This window comes from Pelagibacterium sp., assembly GCF_035555455.1.
Classification (GTDB): Bacteria; Pseudomonadota; Alphaproteobacteria; order Rhizobiales; family Devosiaceae; genus Pelagibacterium.
The window spans coordinates 57,653-78,466 of sequence record NZ_DATMGM010000041.1 but is presented as its reverse complement, the minus strand read 5'-3'; the positions used below and the strand labels follow the sequence as shown (position 1 = coordinate 78,466).

The following is a 20,814-nucleotide window of genomic DNA, read 5'->3' as shown; positions in this document are numbered from 1 at the left end:
TTTTGCGGGTCGAGCCGGATCGGGATATGGATTAGGAGAGGATGCCCCTGGCGCGAAGGGTGTGCGTGAACAGACCGGTGAGGTCGTCCTCTGTCGCAACGGTAATGAAATGCCATTGGCGGCGGTTGAACTGGGCCTCGATATGGGCCTGGCGCGCCGCAAACAGCTGCCGGTAGCGGTTCAGAAGGGCCGCATCCACCGGCAGTTCGATTTCATCTCCGGTTTCCGCGTCTTCAAGGGTGACCGTGCCGCTGGTCATGGCGGCGGGATCGATTTCCACCGGAGAGAGAACCTGAATGCCGAGCAGTTCCTGCCCGTGGGCTGCCAGACTATCGAGGGCAGGCTCCACCCCTGCGTCCCACCAGTCGCTGATGACGATGACCATGCCGCGCGGCGGAAGATGCTCGGGCAGGCGGGACAGGGTTTTGGGGAATTCGAGCGTCTCGGAGGCGGACGCGCGGGAAATCCAGTCGAACATCGGTTCGGCCCGGGTCGCTCCATGCCAGCGATCGGACACAAGCAACTGGTCTCCCTCGGGGACGATGACCTGGACCCGATCCCCGCCGACCAGCGCGGTAAAGCCCAGCAGCTGAGCCAGTTGCCGGCTGCGGTCGCTCTTTTCTCCCCGCCCGATGGTCATGGAAGGGGACAGGTCCAGCACGATGGTGACCGGCAACTGCTGGTTGAGGGAATATTCGCGCATCATGAAGTCGCCGGTCCGGGCGTAAAGATGCAGGTCGAGGTGCCGCGTATCGTCCCCCGGCTGGTAGGGCCGGTGGTCGACAAATTCCATGCCCGGTCCCTTGCGCTGCGAGCGCCGTTCGCCAATGCCCACCGAAGGCTGTGCCGCGCTGGGCAGCAGCCGTGTGGTGTTGAGACGTTCGAGAAGGGCAGCGGGCGGACGCATCAGATGCGGCTCATGATCTTGTCGAACAGGCGCAGCAGCAGCCCATCGATATCGACATTGGCCGCACGACCTTCGAAATTGAGCTGCACGCGGTGGCGCATCACCGGCAGCAGCACTGCGCGCAAATCTTCGACCGACACATGGCTGTTGCCGGCCATGAAGGCATGGGCCTTGGCGGAGATGACCAACGATTGCGCGCCGCGCGGGCTGACGCCAAAGCGGATGTAGCGGGCCACGTCCTTGTCGGTTCCCGGAAGGCCAGGTTGGGTGGCAAGGCACAGATCGGCGACCGCCTGCTGCAATGGCGACGCGATGGGCACCGAGCGGACATGGGCTTGCAGGGCGACAATGTCCTCTGCCGACATGGCCTGAGTCAACTCGTCATCTTCAGTGCCGGTGGTGGCGGCAAGGATGCGGGCGAGCACATCGCGGTCGGGGTAGGGGACGTCGATGCGGAACAGGAACCGGTCGATCTGGGCTTCGGGCAGGGTGTAGGTGCCCTCCATTTCGATGGGGTTCTGGGTCGCCAGAACGAAGAACGGGCGCGGCAGCATCATGGTCGCGCCACCAGCGGAGACCGTTCCTTCCTGCATGGCTTCGAGCAGCGCCGACTGGGTGCGTGGTGTCGCTCGGTTGATCTCGTCGGCCAGCAGCAACTGGGCAAAGATCGGGCCCTTGCGGAATTCGAGTTGGGCGCGCCCTTCGGTACCGGGCACCAGAACCGACGCGCCGGTGATATCGGCAGGCATCAGGTCCGGCGTGAACTGCACGCGTGAAAAGCTCAGTCCTGCGGCCTTGGCGAGCGAGCGAACCATCAGGGTCTTGCCTACGCCCGGAGGGCCTTCGAGCAACACGTGGCCACCGGCCATCAGGGCGATCAGCATCAGATCGACCACCGGTTCCTGGCCGATAACGGCCTTGCCGATGGCGGTGCGGGTGTGGCCCAAGGCGTCACGCAATTGACTCAACCGGGCCAGACCTTCGGAAATTTGGGTGGGAGTGGACGTCGCGGTCATGAGGTCATTGTTCCTTGGCGGGATTGCGGGAAGGCCGATGCCGGGCGGCGGCGTTTGCCGCGACCGAGGTAACGCAGGGCCAGATCGATCAGTAAAAAGGCGAAGGCAAGCAGGGTCCAAAGCGGCCAGTTGGCCTGCCAGATCATGCGATAGCCCGTGCTTGCGGCGAGGTCACCGGGCTCAAGCGCCCTGCCGCCGGTGGCTTGTGCGAGAGCGGAGGCTCCGCCGGTGCGAGTAAAATCATAGCCCGCATCGTAAGAGTGGTAATAGGCGCTCTCAAGCGGTTCGGTATCGGGGGCGCGGGCGATGGAAATGGCGTAACGGCCCGTCGCGCCAAGGGCGCTCGCCGCTTCATAGCTGCCGGGGCGGGTTTCGACCAGCGGGACGATCTGTGCGATCTCGGCATTGGGGGCGGTGACCGAGGCCAGCAGCGACTGGCCGGATAGCGGCAATCCGGTTTCATCGAGCGCGCTGAGGTGCAGGCGCAGATATTCGCCGTCGCCCTCTGTGGCGAGCGAGAGGCCGGGACGGGGCGTCTGCGGCTGGAACTGGCGCAGGATATCAGCCCAGAGCGCCCCGTATTGCGGGAGAGCCTGCCACGCGCCGGACCAGGGGCCGGTGGCGTCGGTGGCGAGCGCCAGAACAAGGCCATTGCCATAGCGCCAATGCGCCAGGATCGGCATGTCGCGGCCTTCTGCATCGGTGGTGGTGATGGCAAGGGTCGCCTCGGGCTTGGCGGTAGTGCCGACGAATCCGCCCAACGGCGGCAGCGATGGTGGCAGATTGCTGAGGAACGCGGCGCTGGTATCGGTCCAGCGCGGACGGGTCACGCCCTCTTCGATCGGAGAGGCAAGCAGCATCGCTTCCTGAGACAGGATCGCCGGAAGCGCGGCAAAATCAGCGGTGACGTGGGCGGAACCGCCACCCAGTTCGGCGATGGTCTGCGCCACGTTGAAATCAGCGCGTTCGCCGATGGCGACAGCCGAGACAGTGACGCCTTCAGCGCGCAGGAGCGAAATGATGCCGGGGAAGTCGCCCGGCTGGCTCAGCCCGTCCGTCATGACGACGAGATGCTTGGCGGGGGCGTCGAACCCGCGGATCATGGAATAGGCCTCGACGAGACCCGGATAGATCGAGGTGCCGCCGCCAGCATCGAACTTTTCAAGGGCCTGCTCGACGGCCTGCGGATCGTCCGCCAGTCGTGTGAGGGGCATCAGGGTGCGCGCTTCGGCGTCGAACACCACGATGCCCACATGGCTTTGAGGGTTGAGCAACTCAGTAGCCGCAACGGTCGCGGTCTTGGCGACGTCGAGACGGGTGCCTTCGCCGACCGGCTGTTGCATCGAGCCCGACCGGTCGAGCACGAACACCATGGCCACCTCGGGGGCATCCTGTGGCACGCGGCTGGAAAGGGGCGACATGGCCTCCAGCGCGGTGCCAAAATAACCGCCGGGGCCGAAACTGTTGGGACCACCCAGCAGCAGCAGGCCCATCCCGTGGTCACGAACCGCAGTTTCGAGCAGGGTCTGCTGCAAGGTGTTGAGCGAGAGCGCGGGCGTGTTGAGCAGGATCACCGCGCCGTATTCCAGCCAGTCCTTGAGATAGTAGGGCGCCCGGCGGGGGACGAGCGGCGTCGCTTCAAGGCCTTGATCGTCCAGCAGGTTGGCCAGGGCTTCGCCATGGGCGGGGTCGGCGGAAACGATGGCGATGGGGCGGCTGGGCGCGGCGGCGATCAATTGGCCGAGCGCGTCGTTTTGCGGAAAGCGGTCGGCGGCGGCGAGGCTGAATTCGACGAAGCTTTCGCCTTCTTCGATGGCGGGCAGCACGGCCTCGATGCGGTTCTGGCCCTGGTCGAGATCGATCTGCTGGTCGGCCAGACGCTCGCCGTTGGCGCTCAGCGTCATGGTGACAGATTGCGGGCTGTTGGAATGGACCAGCGCGGTGACCGGCACCGTCTCGCCCGGCAGGACTTTCGCGGGCAGGTCCATGCGCCCAACCTGAATCTCGGCTTCATCGAGTTGCGGCGAGACCAGATAATCGACCACGATGCCGCGCGCAGCCAGGCTGGCTCCCACCGATGGCAGGGGCAAGGTGTCGCCGGCAAGGACAATGTGGCCGGTGGCGGGATCATCGAGCATGGCTGCGGCCAGTTCGATGGCGGCGGCGGTGTGGGTGAGGCGCAGCGGGCTGGCGTCGATGGATGTTTCCGACCCGATATCGGCCAGAACTGTACCATCCGGACCGGATGCGATTGTGCCTGCTGTCAGCGTTACTCTTCCAGTCGAGCTTTCGGACAATTGATCGAGGCCGGGGATGATGAGGACCGTTTGTCCGGTGCGCTCGATCCATGGCCACGCCAGATTGAACAAGCCAGCGGCGAGCATGGCCAGCGTGATGATGCGCAGGGCTGAAGGGCGGGACAGGAGTGGCGTCGAGCGTGACCACACGATCGCCTCGACAAGCAGCACGGCCAATGCGGCGGCGATCAGCCACGGGGCCAAGCCTTCTGGCCATGCGCCTGCGGATGACTCCGGCGTTGCCGGGGGCGTTACCGGGGCCCGGGGCGCGGGATTGACGGCGATCAGGCGCGTGGTCGTCCCCTGGCCGACGCGGAACAGTCCGGCCTGCTGGGGCACGAAACCATCATGGGAGACGGTAGCGGAGGGTGCGGCGGGCGCTTCGAGATTGAGCAGGCTTTGGCCCAGCAGTCGCGCGTCGATGAGGCAGGCCTGACCTGCGGTGCAACTGGACGCGGGCACAGTGCCCGGCGTGCGGCCCATCCAGTCGATCAGGTTGGCGACGAAGACCGGGAAGGCGCTGATGCGTGGCCAGTTCGAATCGGCAGGATCAAACCCGATCCGCACCTGCCGACCGGCCTCGGTGGTGCGTGCCGTGATCAACGGCACGCCACGGGCGGCGAGGATGATCGTTTCCCCGTCCACAGGCTCAAGCCCGCTGGCGGTAGTGATGTCGAACGCCGTCCAGTCGATATCGCGCGAGAGGGGATGGGCGGTGTCCCACTGGTCCGGATCGGGATCGGCGAGGATCGTGTCGCCGACGACGATGGAGAGCGAATTGGTGGGCGCGGCCGCAAGAAACTCTGCGCCATCGGTGATCACCAGATCGTAGCCGTCTGTTGCGGCGCTGAGGTCATCGTGGCGGAAAATCTGCACGCCGCCAACCGCGTCGAGCGCGCGCAGCACGTGCTGCTGGCCGTCACCCACATAGAGGACGTTGAGCTGTTCGGCAGCGGGTTCAACCACGAAGCGCAGGCGATTGTCGCGCGGATTGCTGTCAGGACCGATAAAAGCGGTGACGATACCCGGGCCGGGGAACTCAAGTTCTTTTGTGAAGGGAACGGCCTCGCCGGGGTCATCCGGAGCGGTTACGGAGATCGTCTCCCAGGTAAGCGGGGTGCGCGAGCTGTCAGCGGCATACTGGATGGTGATGGCGAGGTCGTCGCGGCCTTCAGCAAGGCGCGCGGTGCCAGCGAAGTCCCAGCGATTTTCCGCAGCGTCGATGAGCGAAAGCGTGCCGCTGATTGCCGAGTTGTCGGACGGGGCAGGGAAGATGCGCTGGGAGACGGTGATATCGGGTAGCCGTTGCAGGGTCGTCTCGTCCAGATGTGTGCTGGACACGATCAGGACTTCGGTCGTTTCGTCCTCAAAGATCACCCTCGGTACCAGATTGAGCGCACCGGCCCAGTCGGCAGGTCCATCGGTGAGGCGTGCAGCGTTGAGGCCGTTCTCAAGGGCAGTATCCGACCAGACCCGGCGGGCCGCGATATAGGCTGGCTGCTGCCCGGCGCTGATGACCGACACGCGGCTGGGCGTCGCCCGCCAGTTGTTGCCGAACTCCGAGACGACGGCTTCGCGGGCAATGTCGAACAGCGGGGAGCCGTCCTGCTGCGCCTGCATGGAGGCGCCGGTGTCGAGCACCACCACCAGATGGTCGGGGGTGGTGCGATCGCCCCAGTAGGGCTGGGCAAGCGCTGCGGCCAGAAGCAGGATGGCCGCCAGTTGCAGCAAGAAGGGCAGCGTCAGCGGCGGAACGAGGCGGGCGCGGGCGCGCGGGCGCGCTTCGTCGACAAGTTCACGCCATAGCGTAAGGCTGGGAACGATCTCGCGGTATTTCCGGCGGCTGTGCAGGAGCCACAACAGCCCTGCGGCGAGCGCAAGAAGACCGAACAAGGGTGCGGAAAAGCCCAACATTGGCGCCTCGTCTATTGTGCGGCGCGTTCGAAATAGCGGGCGGCTATTTCTCGGGCGTTGGCAGGAACGTAATCCCGGGCGGTGGAACCAGCTGTTCCATGGCCTGCGCCGGGAGCAATGGCGTTGGCCGCCCCGGCGACGGCGGCGTCGCTGGTTTCCGGCACCATATCAATGCGGATACGACTGCCCCCAGCCTGCGTTTCCGCGCTCACAGTCATATCCTCGCCCGGAGCAGCGTCGAGATGGGCGAAGGCATCGTCGATCTGGAAGTCCTCCTGGCCGAGCCCGGCGGCGTTGGACAGCCCGCGTCCGGAGTCGAGCGCCGCGCCAACCGGAATGCTGCCGATCGACTGGAGTTCGTCTGGCTGCATCAGTTGCGGCATATCGCCGGAAGAACTGCCGCCCAGATCGAGAGGTGTTTCGGCGCTGGAGGTCACCGCACCGCTGGCCAGAGTTTCGTCGGCGTTGCGGTCGGCAAACATTTCGGCCAGTTCGGGCCGCGCTTCATAGAGGCCGGGGCCCTGCTCGGACGCCAGCACATCATTGCGGCTTCTGGTGGGGTCAAGTGGGCCGGTGGGCATGCCGGGGACGGCTTCGGCGGTTTCTGACGCCTCCTCGTCGAGGCTCGAACCGGAAGGGTTGGCCAGCCAATCGGGAACGGCATCGCCATAGGCCGCTGCGGCTTGTGAGAGCAGGTCGTCCACGTCGCTGGCGAGGGCATCGGAAAGATCGCTGCTGCCAGCGGCCTCGGCTCTCTGGGCCAATTCGTTGGCGATGGCTGCGAGGAGGGAATCGTCGCGCCGCTCCGCATCTTCGGCCAGCCGTTCGGCGAGGGCTGCGACGGTTTCAGCGGTGAGCGGATCGGGCTCGACCAGTTGCTCAAGCGCAAGGGCAGGTCTGTCCGGAACGGGCATACGCGCCAGTCCCCACGCCGCACCGCCAAGTAGCAAGGCGGCAATCAGGGCCAGTGTGAGACCAGGGGTAACCAGGCGGACCAGCCGGTCGGGCGCGCTCGGGCCAACTGTGCGCCGTATCCGATCAAAGAACTCGGCAACAACCGGATTGGTCTGGCCGCCCGGCTTGCGGATCAGTTCGACGGCGGTGCCGTAGGCTTCGCGAAAATTCTCGGTGCGGTCGATGGCAAAGGCCGTTGCCAGTTCGGTTGGCGCGGTTCTGGCAATGACCAAACCGGCAAACGACGCCGCTACCACAAGCCCTATGGCGAAAGCTTGCATCGGATCGGCAGCGAACCAGCCAAGATGGTTGGATGCCAAGCCGGCGACCAACAGCGCCAACCCGCCGATCAATCCGGCAACGCCAACCCGGAGCGCCGCGCGAATGCGCCGCCGCCGCATGACGGCGTCGAGCAGTTCGATAATCGGATCGTGGGGGGCGGTGACGTTGGCCAAGGGTCAACGCGCGCCGAGCAAACGCGCCGTGTCGCCAAGGACCGAAAGCGCGGGGGTGCGATGGGCAAGGATCAGGACGGCGGCGAGGGCGATCGAGATGTAGAAGTGACGCTTGACCATCCACGCATGGGCGGAGGGCGCGACGGCCTGCAACAGATAGCCCCCGATCAGCGGCGGGAAAGGCAGCAGGTTCAGCGCAATCGTCCAGGCGGCGATATCGGCTGTCATGCGGATGGTCGCATCGACGAAGGCGGCGCTGCTGGTCGGCCAGGAGGTGGCAACCCATGGCAGGGCAAGGGGAAGGATGCGGCCAAGGGCGAAAACGGCCAATAGGGCGACAAGGCCAACGATAACAGGTGCAACGCGCCCGCCTTTGCAGGATGCGGGATCGATCTGGATGGGGCGAATCCAGCCAGTGCGCACAGGGATCGACGCGAGGAACCCCAGCGGATCGACATGGACGAACGGGTTGAGGGTCAGCTTGCGGTCATAGACGGGGCCCTTGTCGCCCAGCGCGCGCGCCGTGAGCGCCACGGCAAAGCCCATGAAGCTCAAAACGATGATCGCTCCGATGGCGCGCGATACAATCTGGAGAAAGCTCAGATCGAACATGGTCCGAACCTTGTCTTGCCTATTCCCGCCTTGTGGCCGGGATTTATTGTTCCGATGCGGCAGTCAGACCGTGCTGGCGCAGCAGGTCCTCTACTGTACCGTCTTCGACCAGTGCCGCGATAGCATCGGACAACATGCCGTTGAGATACCCATCCTCGGCCCGGGTGGCAATGCCGATTTCGATGGGATCGATGGGAAAGGGGAGGGCGTAGGTATAGCTCAATCCCGCTGCAGCGGGGTCGCCGTCCGTCGCGCCGAACAGGCCATACTCCCAGATCAGCCCGGCGCTGATGGTGCCGTCATCGAGGCGTCTGAACATTAGCTCGTTATCGGGATAAGGGGTCCGCCGCCAGGTCCGGCCTTCCGGCTGGGCGCCCAGGTACTGGATGAGCCGGTTGTCTCCCGCCGCCATCATCCGCACCCCGACGGTGTCGCCGAATGGCAGGGATTCCAGCGCTGCATCACCATCCTTGCGCACCAGAACGGTTCTGGCGCTGAGGTAGGGGCGGGTGAGGGTCATCCAGGTGGGATTGCTGGCCGAGAGCAAAAATCCCATGAAGCCGTCGCATTCCTGCGCCAGCATGATGAACATCTGATCTTCGCCCAGAACGATACGATAATCGAACGGCAAGGGCTTGCTCGGCCAGTCATTGGCCTTGATCTCGTAAAAGGAAACGTCGGTCAGCAGCGTATCGCCGATGGTTTGGGCGAAATCGCGCTCGAAATCGGCGAGGACACCGAGGGGATTGATGCAGAAGGTAAGGGTATTGCCTTCCGGCCGCATCCGCTCGTCGTACAATTCGCGCGGGATGAAATCGATATCCTGCTGGGCGTATCCGGGCGTTGCCGCACCGGTAATGGCAAGAGACACGATCAAAGAGCGCAGAACAGTCCGATACACAGGCGGCATCCTCTCAGCGCGTCGGAAACGCATTAAAGGCAATGGCTCCAGCGGCGTACCGCTGGAGCCGGATTTAAAGTCTTACTGCTCAGGCAGGGCGAAGACGTAGATCGCACCGCTCGAAGCACCCTGGTCGATATCGAGACCAGCGGGCATCAGGTTGCGCGAGAAGCCGGCAGGACCAGCAGGGATCGCCACATACTGACGGCCGTCCACTTCGTAGGTCACAGCGTGACCCGAAGCGTCCGCACCGAGGCGCGAGCGCCACAGCAGGTCACCGGTTTCGGCGTTGAACGCCTTGAGGTAGCGGTCGCCACCACCAGTGAACAGCAGGTTGCCAGCGGTCGTCATCACCGGCGAGTACTGTGCCGCGGGCTGCGACCAGCTCCAGACGGTCTCACCGGTAGCGATATCGATAGCATCGATACGGCCGGCGTCGGTCACGCCTTCAGGCAGCTTGTACTGGGAATCGACGTTATAGACGTCGAGCGCGGTCGGCTCGTTGTCGCGTGCCGTCGAAACCTGGCAGCTGTTGTTGAGCGGCAGGAAGTAGATGCCGGTGTTGGGGTTGAAGGCCGAGGGGGGCCAGTCACGACCGCCGAGGAACGACGGGCAATGCTCGTAGGCGACGCCGATCTCCGTGAGGACGGTGTCCTCGTTGATCGTCACGACACCCTGATCGTCGATGCTTTCGATCATGTTCTGATAGGCGGTATCGCGAGCCCAGAGGAACTCTCCGGTTTCGGCGTCGAACTGCCACATGGTGGCGGTCTTGCACGGCGCGCCGGTCAGAACGCGACGGGCTTCGCCCGAAGCATTGGCACCGATGGCCAGCAGGCCATCCATGTCGGCGCTCGGGTTCACGTCAGTGGTGGCCGTGATCATCTCGAACGTGCATTCCTGATCCCAGTTGTCGCGGGGCAAGGTCTGGTGACGCCAAACGATCTCACCGGTTGCAGGGCGAACTGCAAAGCGGGTGTTGGTTCCGTAAAGCGTGCCACCGGGGGTGCCGCGCTGGGTTTCGGAAGCCGGGCCAACCGCGCTTGAGCCGTAGTAAACGAGGTCGAGTTCCGGATCATAGGTGATCTGGCCCCAGACGCCGGTCATCCAGCGGGCTTCGTAGTCGTTGCCCCAGGTTTCGTCACCTTCTTCGCCCGGACGGGGAATGAAGGTGTTGCGCCAGAGTTCTTCACCGGTTTCAGCGTCATGGCCGGAAATAAAGCAGCCGAACGCCGAGTATTGGCACGACGAACCAGCGATGATCACACCATTGGCCACGATCGGACCGGAGGTGTTGGTGACCTGCTCGTCGCCCTGGCCACGATCGATTTCCCAGGCCAACTGGCCGGTCTTCATGTCGAGCGCGACGAGGTGGTTATCCCAGCTCACGAAATACAGATGATCGCCATAGATCGAGATACCGCGCTTGCGATCGCCGAGCGAATGCAGCGTTGTGGTATCGGGAAGGCGGCGGCGATACTGCCAGATCAGGTCGCCGGACACGGCGTCAAGCGCCTGGATCACGTCGCCGGCGTTGGCGAGGAACATGATGCCGTCATAGACAATCGGCGAAACCTGGACCGGGCCGGGCTCCATGCCGCGCGACCAGACCATCTGCAGCTGACCGACGTTTTCGTCGGAAATCTGGTCCAGCGGGCTGAAGCGATAGTTGTCGACGGCGCGGCCATAGGCCAGCCAGTCACCTGCCGCCGGATTGGCGAGCATTTCATCGGTGACGGGCGCCAGATCGCCGATCGGCGTCTGGGCCAGCGCCGGGGTCGCAAGCAGCCCCAGTGCAGTGGTTCCCGCAAGAACCATCCTCAACAGATTGGAAGACATATTTGTCCCTTCCCTTCCTACACGTTAGATTTCAGTGCGTCGGACATGGCAAAGCCCGTCGTCCGACGCAAAGCCAGTGATATCGGTGACCGATTGTTAGGGTGTCGGCACGATCATGATCTGCGAAAGCGCTTCCTCAGTGCCTTCGAGTTCATTTTCTCCTGCTGGAGCACCATGCAGCTGCAGCAGGTACGCTGTGATGTCAGCGTATTCCTGATCGGTGAACCAGCCGGCATTGCCCGGGGGCATATTGTGAACCATGAAGTCCCAATATGCAGACAGGGGCTGGTCGGCGTATTTGCTATCGAGCGTAAAGGCTATCAGACCGGGCGAGCCAGGTCCGCCGCGCGCGGTATTGCCATGGCAGGCCGCGCAATCGGATGCAAACATATCCTTGCCGCGATCGGCCTGTTCGTCGGTATAAACGCCATCGAAAATGGTGAGTTCGGCGTCATTTGCGGCAGCGGCGTTGGCAGCAAGCGCGGAGGTCGCAAGCAAGGCGGCTACACCGACGGCGGCCAGCGCATTACGAGCAAAGGAGCCCGGGCCAGCGTGTTTCCACATTGTCATTTCCTTCAATTCATATGCGCGGCGCGCCAAAGGGGGAGTATGACACGCCGTGTGGGGGGCAGATTTGGCAGGGGGTTGCCATGTGTCACAATGACAGCGCGACAACACGTTACATTGTGAGGTGCGAGTGAACCGTGCCGCGCCAGCAAAGTCAAGCTGTCGCAGGCCCTGTTACCGGAATGAAAGCGCTGGTCGGAAGCCGTTTTTGAAATGGTAGCCTGTTGTGGCTGTGAAACGGGGAAAATCAGCCCTTTTCACGTCCCGTATCCATTTTTGGTGGCGGAACAGGGCTGGCCGCCAAGCAGAACGATCATACTAAAGTATAATAACAAAATGTATATGCCGAACGGGCCCCTTGGGGAGGCAAAAGGCCGTCTATATCAATTGTTTACCATTGGCTGGTTTCAGAATTCCGGCATTTCCGCTATGATGCAACAGTCAGCGCCGTGCGCCGAAATGTCGGGTTGGATCGGATTTCATGAACAGCCGCCAAGCCAGATTGTCCTGCCGTCCGATTCGGAATGCCGTGCTTGTCTCGGTCACGCTGCTGGCATCGTTCGCCGGAGCGTTTACAGCGATCGCGGAGGAGGGCGCAGGAGCCTGGCGGAATGGATCGGAGGGGCCGCAACCTCGATCGGAGATGGCCGTCGCCGCGGAAGGCGAGCGCGCCTATCTGGTGGGCGATTATATCGACGCAACCGAAATCCTCATTTACGATGCGGCGACCGGGCAATGGGCCATCGGCCCGGACCTGGAAGCCCATGTCCACCACCCGATGGCGGCGGCGCTGGATGGGGTTCTCTATGTGGCGGGCGGTTATGATGGCAGTTGGCGGGCCAGTGATCGGCTGCGTGCGCTCGATATCGCTACAGGCACATGGGCAGAGCGCGCGCCCTTGCCAGCACCGCTTGCAGCGGGTGGCGCGGCGGTTCTTGATGGCCGCATCCACCTGATCGGAGGCTCATCTTCGGGCGGCGTCAACGTTCCCGCCCATTTTGTCTATGATCCCGCCGCCGATGTCTGGCAGGTGGCGGCGCCGCTTCCCACGCTGCGGGATCATCTGGGAGTCGTCGCACTCGACGGCAAGATTGTCGCGATCGGCGGGCGAATCAATGGCGATCCGGCCTTCAACCTCGCCACTGTCGAAATCTACGACCCGCAATCGGACAACTGGCAAAGCGGCGCTCCGATGCCGACGGCGCGCAGCGGAGTTGCGGCGGCGTTTCTGGATGGCATTGCCTATATTTTCGGCGGGGAAACCCGGACCATGACCTTCGATACCGTCGAGGCTTACGATGCGGTTGCCGACAGCTGGCAAGCCATGGCGTCGATGCCCACCGCGCGACACGGTTTTGGAGCGATAGCATATGAGGGCGAGATCCATACCCTGATGGGCGCGCCGACCGCGGGCGGAAGCCGGTCGGACATCGTGGAGATATTCCGTCCGTAAGCGCCCAGCTCCCACTTATATGGCAAACAAAAAGGGCCCGCTTCTGGCGGGCCCCCGATATGGCGGATTGTGAAAGACTCAGGCGGCGTGGAAGCGCGCCATGGTGTCGACGGCGTAACCCGTTGCCAGCGCCGCAAGCTTTTGCGGATCGGCGGGCAGCTGATTGCCGCGCCAGGCGATATGCAGGTCCGGACGCACGAGAAAATAGTTGCGGCCGTAAAGGTCGCGGAACCGATCCTCGGGCAGGTCGATCACGGTGATCGGCGCGCCGATCTGGCGGAACGCTTCGACGATGGCATCGACGTCTTCCACCTTGGGGCCCATGCGCAGCACGGCGAAGGTGCGACCCACAAGGTCCTGCATGGCAACGCCGGGACGGACCCAGCAGTTGGGCAGGCGCACACCGGTCCAGGCGGTCGGATCATAGGTGCGGAACCGCTGTTCGGGTCCGCCCGGCTCATCCCAGATCAGCGGGCTGTCGATATAGCGATAGCCAAGTTCGGCGCCGATCATCTCGTTGGTCTTGCGCTGTTCGACATCGGCCACTGCGGCCAGGTTGTTGCGCAGGGCCTCGCCTTCGGCGGTCTCATCGTCAAAGCCGGGCTTCCACTGCCCGCGCCATTTGCGCCGGCCCAATGAGGCGTAGCGCGATGCGCCGATATTGCGATCGCCGACCTGGCGGCGCTCTATCTCATAGCTTTCGAGCAGTTTGGGGCCGCCCCAGCCTTGCAGGATGGCGGCAAGCTTCCACGACAGGTCGATGGCGTCGCCAACCCCTGTATTCATGCCCAACCCACCGGTGGGGATCACCAGATGCGCGGCGTCTCCGGCAAGGAACACGCGGTTTTCGCCATAGCGGTCGGCCAGCAGCAGGTTCTGCTTCCACTCGCCGACATAGAGCATTTCGTAATCGACCGGGGTGCCGACCACTTTTTCGAACTGGGTGGCCATGGCGGCGTCGTCTTCGACGACGGCGTGCAGGGTCCAGTGGCGGGTTGAATCCTGCATGATCAGGAACGAGGATTGGTTGTCGGCCACGTGATAGTGGCGACCATGGCCGGGGCCATCGCCCAGGGGCAGGCGGTCGAACAGCTCGTCGCACCGATAGAGCGCCTGACGCAGCTGGAGAATGTTGCCCTCGCCGCGCAGGGAGATATCGAGCGCCTTGCGCACCCGGCTGGCGCCACCATCGCAGCCGGCCATATAGGCGGAGCGGATGGTGAGGACCTCGCCATCGGCGCGGCGCACGGTGGTCGTCACCCCGGTTTCGTCCTGGGTAAAGGACTCGAATTCGGTGCCATACATCACCCGCACCGACGGCAGGGTCTCGGCCACCGATTTGAGCAGCGGCTCCAGCGTGTACTGGGAGACCAGCTGATAGGATTCGGCGGGCAGCGCTGTGGTTTCGCTCGCCGCGATCTCTGCGGTGGCCGCGTTCACGGAATCATATTCGAGGCGCAGCAGCGGCGGCTCGGTCATCTTGGTGACCACATAGACGTCCATGGGCACATCGCCATCCAGCCCGGCGGCGCGGATCTGCCCGGCGATGCCCAGACGGCGATAAATCTCCATGGTGCGCGCGTTACAGCGCTCCATCTTGGGCAGAAACTCGGGCGCTTCCTTCTTTTCAATCAGAATGCAGTCAATGCCCTGCTTTCCCAGATCGATGGCCAGCGTCAGCCCGACTGGCCCTGCGCCCACGATGAGTACCTGCGTATTCATGCTCTCCCACCTGTTCGGTCTTGTTTGCGTGACGGCAACCTAGAATGAGGGAGTGCATGCGTCAATTAGAAATCATAAAAATCTCATTTTATGCGACAGGTTGCAATTTAACGGCTGCAGGCCGTGTCTTTTCGGGCCTGATTGCGCAAGACGTTGAGGCAAACAGGGGGGCGTACTATAGGGAAGGGGTGCGGGAAGCGGGATTCCTGAACGGGACGATCGCGTTACGGACGTTCCGAAGCCGCGTCGATAAAGGGGGTGCATAGTGCTCAGTCACGAGAGAATGTTGAGCGTTTTGGATCTGTTCGATCTTGAGCATCCGGAATGGAGCTTCGATGCGATGTACGCGAAGCTGGGCTACTCGCGCTCTACGCTTTACCGCTATCTCAAGACCCTGACCGACGCCGGGTTTCTCACTACGTTCCCCGGGCGCGGCTATACGCTGGGGCCGCGGGTGATCGAGCTCGATTACCAGATCGTGACCACCGATCCGCTGATTCATGTGGCGCGTCCGGTGATGAACGAGCTGGTTACGGGCTATTCGTGCATCTCGCTTTTATGCCGGCGCTACAAGCATAAGGTGTTGTGCGTACATCAGGAAACCAGCACCAGCCAGTTCCGCTCGACCTATGAGCGCGGCAAGGCGCGGCCCCTGCTGCAAGGGGCGGCATCGCTGGCGATCCTGGCCCATTTCTCCACCTATCAGCTCACCAGGCTTTATGAGGAGCAGGCCGAGGAATTCAAGGAGGCGGAGCTTGGTGACACGCTTGCCAGCGTGCGCGAAACCCTCAAGCGGTTCCGCCAGAAAGGCTGGGTGCAGACGGAGGGGCAGGTGACCGAAGGGGTCACCGGCATCGCTGCGCCGATCTTTGACGGCAAGAACGAGATCATCGGCAGTCTGTCGCTGACTTTGCCCGAAATCGGCATGGCCACGGAAAAGGTCGAATCGGTCGCCGAGCGTGTTCAGTTCTGCGCGAGAATCATCTCTAAATCTCTGGAGTAGTTCCCGGTTTCCGGTCTGGTTGCGCCGGCTTTCGGCGTTTTCTTGCCCGGCGTTCGATCACGTCGGCGTGACATGCAAGGCCGCGCCGGGTGCTGGAGGCTCTGGCGTCCATCCCCGTTCCCTGCCGCCCGGATCTCTTCGGGTTCGCCCCGCCGAATCGTATTCTGGCCCCTTTCCTGCTTTTCCTTGCTGTTGTCGCTGCCGGATCAATCGGGGGTGGGCCGTCGCGAGCGATTTTCGCCAATTTCGGCCAAATTCGCAGATTGTGGGATTGTTGTAACAAATTTATTGACATCCATTGTCGCATAGCAATAGCTTTGTCAGCACAGTTGGGAGCGTCCTGAAAAGGGGCCTTCCATGCATTACGACAGGAGGATGGTGCAGTGTCGGCGCATGAAAATCTTCTCGAAGACATGGTCGCGGCTAACCGCATTCTGGCCTCGCAGGGCGTTTGCGACGCATTCGGCCATATCAGCGTGCGCAACCCGGACAATCCGCAGGCCTATTTCCTCTCCTGTGCCAAGGCGCCGCAATTGGTCGAGCGCGAGGACATCATGGAGTTCACCTTCGATGGAACGCCGGTGGGTGGCGATACGCGCAAGCCGTTTCTGGAGCGGTTCATTCATGGCAGTCTTTATGAGGCGCGCCCGGACGTTCAGTCGGTAATCCACAGCCATTCGCGCAGCGTCATCCCCTTCACCATCACCCCCGCCAAGCTGCGTCCGGTTGTCCACAGCTGCGCAACCATCGGCCACGAGGTGCCGGTGTGGGACGCCCAGACCGCGTTCGGCGATACCAATCTTTTGATCTCCAATGAGGCGATGGGCCGGGATTTTGCCGGGGTGCTCGCCGATGGCCGCAGCGCGCTGATGCGCGGGCATGGCTCGACTGTGGTTGGCGCGTCCATCCGCGAGGCGGTCTATACGGCGGTTTATCTCGAAGTGAACGCCAATCTTCAAATTCAGGCCGCCGCTCTGGGGCCGATCACGTTCCTCACCGATGGCGAGATCGACAAGATTCAGTCGCGCCTGGCTGATGCCAAGCCCGGCGAGGGCTACAACCGCGCCTGGGAATACTGGTGCCGCCAGGCCGGCATCGAGCCGCGCCAGATCGGGGCCGAAGGGTGACCGCGGACATGGGGCGTTCGGACATGCCGCTCAATCGAGTCGAGCAGCCGGAAGGCGCAACTGAGAATGCGCCGCGCTTTGGCTCGGACGTCATCGCCCAGACCCTGCGCGATCTCGATATTCGCTATATCGCGCTCAATCCGGGCGCGAGCTTTCGCGGGCTGCATGACAGTCTGGTCAACTATCTGGGCAATGCCGATCCGCGCATGCTGTTGTGCCTGCATGAAGAGCATGCGGTGGCCATTGCCCATGGCTATGCCAAGGTCACCGGCAAAGCGATGGCCGCGGCGGTGCATTCCAATGTCGGGCTGATGCACGCTACCATGGCGATCTTCAACGCGTGGTGCGATCGCATGCCGGTGCTGGTACTGGGCGCGACCGGGCCGGTCGATGCCGACAAGCGCCGCCCGTGGATCGACTGGATTCACACTGCTGCCGATCAGGGCGCGCTGGTGCGCAATTATGTCAAATGGGACGATCAGCCCGCTTCGCCCGCCGCCGCCCGCGAAGCCTTGCTGCGCGGCACCTGGCTGGCGGACAGCGCGCCCAAGGGACCCGTTTATATCAATTTCGATTCCGCGATGCAGGAAGCGGAGTTGAGCGGAGAGATGTCCCGTGCCGACACGGCACGGTTCGTGCAACCGCCGCGCTCGGGTGTCGATGCGAAAACCCTCGATGAGATCGCGGGACTGATTGCGGCGGCAAAAGCGCCGGTGGTTCTGGCCGGTCGCGTCTCGCGCGATGAAGCGGCCTGGGCGCAGCGCATCGCCCTGGTTGAAGCTATGGGCGCCAAGGTCATTACCGATCTCAAGGTGGCGACGGCGTTCCCTACCACGCATCCGTCTTATGCCGGTGATTTGCGCGGTCGACGGGGCGCTGAAACGCTGGCGGTTCTCAAACAGGCCGATCTGGTGATCGCGCTCGATTGGGTCGATCTGCATGGCGCGCTGACGGTCGCATTTGGAGCGCAAGGGCCCAAGGGCACGGTGATCCGCGTCGGGCTCGACCGGCATATTCACAATGGCTGGTCGATGGACCATCAGGCCCACCCGCTGGCTGATCTGACGCTCGATTGCGATCCGGACGCGTTCACCGCGGCTCTGGCTACGCGACTTGGTGCAGCGCAACCGGCTGCACAGGTCCCCACCGTGCCGGTGCCGCCCGTTCCTGCACAACAGGGTGCGCTCAGCGTCGAGCAGATTGCGCTGGCCCTGCGCCATGCGCTGGACGGTGAAAAAACCTCTCTCACCCATGTCACCCTGTCCTGGGATGGCGGGTATTGGCCCTTCGCCCATCCGCTCGATTATCTGGGGTCGGATGGTGGCGGTGGCATCGGGGCGGGGCCCGGCCATGCGGTTGGCGCGGCGCTTGGACTGCGCGAAATCGGTTCGGACCGGATCGCGGTAGCGGTGTGTGGCGACGGTGATTTCCTCATGGGCGTCACCGCCCTGTGGACGGCGGTGCATTACGGCATTCCGTTGCTGATCGTGGTCGCTAACAACCGTTCGTTTTTCAACGACGAAGTGCATCAGGAAAAGGTCGCCCGGATGCGGGGGCGGGAAGTGGCCAACAAGTGGATCGGCATGCGCATGAGCGATCCGGCCATCGCCATCGCCGATATGGCCACGGCCCAAGGCTGCTCGGGGTTCGGCCCGGTCGAAACGCTCGATGATTTGTCGGCGGCGCTTTCCAAGGCGGTTGCCGAAGTGAAAGCGGGCCGGGTGGCGGTGGTCGAGGTGATCACCGACGCGAGTTATCCGGAATCGCTGGTTGCCGCGCTGACGCCGGAGGCCAAGGGCTAGCGAAGGGCCAAATGGCCGCACTGACTGATCTTGAGGGAGAGGATTTATGACGATGACTATGTTTGCCTCGCGCAGAGGCGTATTGGCCGGGCTGGCGCTCAGCCTGTGCGCCGCGCTCGCTCCGGTTGCAGGGGCGCTGGCGCAGGATGCGGTGGCCGATTTCTATCGCGGCAAGACCGTCACCATCTATGTCGGGTTTGGGCCCGGCGGGGGCTACGACGTCTATGCGCGGCTGGTTTCGGAATTTCTGAGCCGTCATATCCCCGGCAATCCCAACGTAGTTGTCGAAAACATGCCGGGCGCCGGGGGACGAATTGCGGTGCAGTATCTATACGCCGTTGCGCCGCAGGATGGCACTGCGCTGAGCGTGCCGGTACAGTCGATGGCGCTTGACAGTCTGCTCAACGTCTTGCCCGGCGAGGTCGACGCGCGCGATTTTCTCGCTATCGGACGGATGACCACCGAGTATGAGCTGGGCATGGTCTGGAACAATGTCGAGGCCAATACGCTCGAAAAAATCATGGAAACGCCGATCAGCTTTGCTTCGACCGGTGCGGGATCGGCATCGAGCTTCGTTCCCCTGATGCTCAACGACATGATCGGGACCCAGTTCAATGTCATTCAGGGATATCAGGGTGCCAATGCCGCGATGATGGCGCTGGAAACCGGTGAAGTGGATGGCGCCATGCAGGGTATTGCCGGCATGACGGCTTCGCGCCCGGAGTGGATTCCCAGCGGAGTGGTCGACGTGGTCTGGCAGTTGGGCCTGCGACGCCACGAATTGGTTCCTGACGCTCCGGCTGTTGCAGAATTGGGTAATACCGACATTGACCGAGCAGCACTGAGACTGGTCTCGGGTGCGGCCGAAATCGGGCGGGCTCTGATCACCACCCCCAATGTTCCCGATGATCGGGTCGAGATGCTCAGGACTGCCTTCGACGCAATGGTGGCCGATCCGGATTTCGTCGCGGCGGCACAAGAGCGCAACTATCTGCTGGAACCGATGAACGGCGCTGACCTGCAAGCGGAAATCGCCGCGCAAATGGATATTCCCCAGGACGTGATCGACAGGGTTCTGCCGTACGTCGTGGCGCAATAATCAATCTTGAGGGAGAGGATTTATGACGATGACTATGTTTGCCTCGCGCAGAGGCGTATTGGCCGGGCTGGCGGTCAGCCTGTGCGCCACGCTCGCTCCGGTTTCAGGGGCGCTGGCGCAGGATGCGGTGGCCGATTTCTATCGCGGCAAGACTGTCACCATCTATGTCGGGTTTGGGCCCGGCGGGGGCTATGATCTCTATGGCCGTCTCGCGTCTGATTATCTGGGCCAGTACATTCCGGGCAATCCCGATGTGATCGTGGAGAACATGCCCGGCGCCGGGGGGCGGCTGGCGGCGCAGTACCTTTATGCTGTCGCGCCCAAGGATGGCACCGCGCTCAGTGTCGTGGTGCAATCGGTCGCCATGGACAGCGCCACCGGCGCAATTCCCGGCAATATCGATGCGGCCCGATTCAATGCCATCGGACGGATGACCGCCAATTACGAGTTGGGAATCACCTGGCACACCACCGGGATCGAAACCTTTGACGATACGCTGACCACCCCCGTCGCCTTTGCGTCCACCGGCGCGGGCTCGGCTTCGGCCTTCGTTCCGCTGATGCTCAACGATCTCGAAGGCACGCAATACAAGATCATCCAGGGCTATGAAGGCGTTGCCTCGGCGCGTCTGGCTCTGGAGAGCGGAGAGGTGGACGCCATGATGGCCGGGCTGGCCGGGCTGCAATCCTCCAATCCGGAATGGATCAACGACGGCATCGTCAATGTCATCTGGCAGCTTTCGACGGCTCCGCATCCGGATTTCCCGGATGTTCCGGCCATTGGCCAGTTGGGTGAGACCGAGGACGAGCAGGCGATGTTCCGCCTCGTGGCGGGCGCCGCCGATATCGGGCGCGCACTGATCACCACGCCCGACGTGCCGCAAGACCGGGTCGATGCCCTGCGCGCCGCCTTCGATGCCATGGCCGCCGATCCCGCGTTCATCGAAGCGGCAGCTCAGCGCAATCTCGATCTCGACATTCTGTCGGGCGCCGCATTGCAGGAGGTGATCCACAGCCAGATGGATGTCTCGGACGAGGCCATCGATCTGACCCGCTCCTACGTTCTGGCGCAGTAACAATACGCTTGAATGCGACGCCGGGAGTTCCTGGCCTGATGGCTCAGATCAGGAACTCCAACTTCTTTGTT

General features: G+C 63.2%; 15 protein-coding genes. 6 read left to right on the top strand and 9 right to left on the bottom strand.

Annotation, left to right across the window (positions count from 1 at the left end; all coding sequences use genetic code 11):
* Window positions 1-31: 31 nt before the first annotated feature.
* From VNS12_RS07860 to VNS12_RS07825, 8 genes are all read right to left on the bottom strand, one after another.
* Complete coding sequence (locus tag VNS12_RS07860; protein ID WP_325487277.1) at window positions 32-907, bottom strand: DUF58 domain-containing protein; 876 nt, start codon at window positions 905-907, stop codon at window positions 32-34.
* Window positions 907-1,923, bottom strand: coding sequence for an AAA family ATPase (locus tag VNS12_RS07855; RefSeq protein WP_325487276.1), 1,017 nt, complete (start codon window positions 1,921-1,923; stop codon window positions 907-909). Before VNS12_RS07855 ends, VNS12_RS07860 begins: the two co-directional genes overlap by 1 nt.
* Window positions 1,920-6,134: a VWA domain-containing protein gene (locus VNS12_RS07850; RefSeq protein ID WP_325487275.1), complete on the bottom strand. Its 4,215-nt coding sequence runs from the start codon at window positions 6,132-6,134 to the stop codon at window positions 1,920-1,922. Before VNS12_RS07850 ends, VNS12_RS07855 begins: the two co-directional genes overlap by 4 nt.
* Before the next feature lie 11 nt (window positions 6,135-6,145).
* The gene (locus VNS12_RS07845; protein ID WP_325487274.1) at window positions 6,146-7,543 is read right to left on the bottom strand and encodes a hypothetical protein; all 1,398 of its coding nucleotides are present in this window, start codon (window positions 7,541-7,543) and stop codon (window positions 6,146-6,148) included.
* Between the two features lie 3 nt (window positions 7,544-7,546).
* A complete protein-coding gene (locus VNS12_RS07840; RefSeq protein WP_325487273.1) occupies window positions 7,547-8,155 on the bottom strand; it encodes a zinc metalloprotease in 609 nt (202 codons plus the stop codon).
* A gap of 43 nt (window positions 8,156-8,198) precedes the next feature.
* Window positions 8,199-9,056, bottom strand: coding sequence for a substrate-binding periplasmic protein (locus VNS12_RS07835; protein WP_325487272.1), 858 nt, complete (start codon window positions 9,054-9,056; stop codon window positions 8,199-8,201).
* A gap of 81 nt (window positions 9,057-9,137) precedes the next feature.
* Window positions 9,138-10,895 carry a pyrroloquinoline quinone-dependent dehydrogenase gene (locus VNS12_RS07830; protein WP_325487271.1) on the bottom strand — a complete coding sequence of 586 codons (1,758 nt, stop codon included), beginning with the start codon at window positions 10,893-10,895 and terminating at the stop codon, window positions 9,138-9,140.
* Between the two features lie 96 nt (window positions 10,896-10,991).
* On the bottom strand, window positions 10,992-11,459 hold the full coding sequence (locus VNS12_RS07825) for a c-type cytochrome (RefSeq protein WP_325487270.1): 468 nt from the start codon (window positions 11,457-11,459) through the stop codon (window positions 10,992-10,994).
* 646 nt (window positions 11,460-12,105) lie between these two features.
* Here VNS12_RS07825 and VNS12_RS07820 point away from each other — a divergent pair.
* On the top strand, window positions 12,106-12,915 hold the full coding sequence (locus VNS12_RS07820) for a Kelch repeat-containing protein (RefSeq protein WP_325487269.1): 810 nt from the start codon (window positions 12,106-12,108) through the stop codon (window positions 12,913-12,915).
* A 78-nt stretch (window positions 12,916-12,993) separates the two neighbouring features.
* Here VNS12_RS07820 and VNS12_RS07815 read toward each other — a convergent pair whose 3' ends face one another.
* Window positions 12,994-14,637: an FAD-dependent monooxygenase gene (locus tag VNS12_RS07815; protein WP_325487268.1), complete on the bottom strand. Its 1,644-nt coding sequence runs from the start codon at window positions 14,635-14,637 to the stop codon at window positions 12,994-12,996.
* A gap of 283 nt (window positions 14,638-14,920) precedes the next feature.
* On the opposite strand from VNS12_RS07815, the gene VNS12_RS07810 reads away from it, so the two are divergent.
* From VNS12_RS07810 to VNS12_RS07790, 5 genes are all read left to right on the top strand, one after another.
* Entirely contained in the window at window positions 14,921-15,640 is a 720-nt protein-coding gene (locus tag VNS12_RS07810; protein WP_325487267.1) for an IclR family transcriptional regulator, read from the top strand.
* Between the two features lie 383 nt (window positions 15,641-16,023).
* Window positions 16,024-16,767 (top strand): class II aldolase/adducin family protein, encoded by a 744-nt coding sequence (locus VNS12_RS07805; RefSeq protein WP_325487266.1) that lies wholly within the window; start codon window positions 16,024-16,026, stop codon window positions 16,765-16,767.
* Window positions 16,768-16,790: 23 nt separating this feature from the next.
* Window positions 16,791-18,569: a thiamine pyrophosphate-binding protein gene (locus VNS12_RS07800; RefSeq protein ID WP_325487265.1), complete on the top strand. Its 1,779-nt coding sequence runs from the start codon at window positions 16,791-16,793 to the stop codon at window positions 18,567-18,569.
* A 46-nt stretch (window positions 18,570-18,615) separates the two neighbouring features.
* A complete protein-coding gene (locus VNS12_RS07795; RefSeq protein ID WP_325487264.1) occupies window positions 18,616-19,668 on the top strand; it encodes a Bug family tripartite tricarboxylate transporter substrate binding protein in 1,053 nt (350 codons plus the stop codon).
* 22 nt (window positions 19,669-19,690) lie between these two features.
* Entirely contained in the window at window positions 19,691-20,743 is a 1,053-nt protein-coding gene (locus tag VNS12_RS07790; protein WP_325487263.1) for a Bug family tripartite tricarboxylate transporter substrate binding protein, read from the top strand.
* The last annotated feature ends 71 nt before the right edge of the window (window positions 20,744-20,814 follow it).

Excerpts from the sequence above, each read along its gene's own strand:
- VNS12_RS07825 (WP_325487270.1), bottom strand. The coding sequence starts at position 11,459 with ATGTGGAAACACGCTGGCCCGGGCTCCTTTGCTCGTAATGCGCTGGCC.
- VNS12_RS07795 (WP_325487264.1), top strand. The coding sequence starts at position 18,616 with ATGACGATGACTATGTTTGCCTCGCGCAGAGGCGTATTGGCCGGGCTG.
- VNS12_RS07860 (WP_325487277.1), bottom strand. The coding sequence starts at position 907 with ATGCGTCCGCCCGCTGCCCTTCTCGAACGTCTCAACACCACACGGCTG.
- VNS12_RS07790 (WP_325487263.1), top strand. The coding sequence starts at position 19,691 with ATGACGATGACTATGTTTGCCTCGCGCAGAGGCGTATTGGCCGGGCTG.
- VNS12_RS07830 (WP_325487271.1), bottom strand. The coding sequence starts at position 10,895 with ATGTCTTCCAATCTGTTGAGGATGGTTCTTGCGGGAACCACTGCACTG.
- VNS12_RS07800 (WP_325487265.1), top strand. The coding sequence starts at position 16,791 with ATGCCGCTCAATCGAGTCGAGCAGCCGGAAGGCGCAACTGAGAATGCG.
- VNS12_RS07850 (WP_325487275.1), bottom strand. The coding sequence starts at position 6,134 with ATGTTGGGCTTTTCCGCACCCTTGTTCGGTCTTCTTGCGCTCGCCGCA.
- VNS12_RS07855 (WP_325487276.1), bottom strand. The coding sequence starts at position 1,923 with ATGACCGCGACGTCCACTCCCACCCAAATTTCCGAAGGTCTGGCCCGG.
- VNS12_RS07840 (WP_325487273.1), bottom strand. The coding sequence starts at position 8,155 with ATGTTCGATCTGAGCTTTCTCCAGATTGTATCGCGCGCCATCGGAGCG.
- VNS12_RS07820 (WP_325487269.1), top strand. The coding sequence starts at position 12,106 with ATGGCCGTCGCCGCGGAAGGCGAGCGCGCCTATCTGGTGGGCGATTAT.
- VNS12_RS07815 (WP_325487268.1), bottom strand. The coding sequence starts at position 14,637 with ATGAATACGCAGGTACTCATCGTGGGCGCAGGGCCAGTCGGGCTGACG.
- VNS12_RS07810 (WP_325487267.1), top strand. The coding sequence starts at position 14,921 with ATGTTGAGCGTTTTGGATCTGTTCGATCTTGAGCATCCGGAATGGAGC.